Source organism: Variovorax sp. Soil_C_26, assembly GCF_057657075.1.
The window spans coordinates 1-329 of record NZ_JBDGJC010000057.1; the positions used below are offsets into that span (position 1 = coordinate 1).

General features: G+C 70.8%; 1 protein-coding gene. It reads right to left on the bottom strand.

From position 1 onward, the window contains the following. Window positions 1–329: bacteriophage T4 gp5 trimerization domain-containing protein (locus tag AC3A6G_RS27455; RefSeq protein ID WP_487863281.1), on the bottom strand; the 329-nt coding region annotated here is incomplete at both ends.

The following is a 329-nucleotide window of genomic DNA, read 5'->3' on the forward strand; positions in this document are numbered from 1 at the left end:
TCACGCCGCCATTGACCGTCTCGGTCAGCCCACCGGTGACCATGCGCGTCTCGCCACCCGTGATCGTCTCGGTCGCACCGCCCGTGATCGTGCGCGTCTCGCCACCCGTCACCGTCTCGGTCGCGCCGCCCGTCACCGTGCGCTCCTCGCCGCCGTCGATGGTCTCCACCGCGCCGCCCGTGATGTGCCGCTCCTCGCCCGCCTCGTAAGTGGCCGACTCGTGCCCCTTGATCAGCGTGGTGCGCGTCTTCTCGGTCGTGTGCGTCTCGTCGCCCTCCACCTCCACGTCGAGGTTGCGCTCGGCATGCAGCAGGATCTGCTCGGCGCCC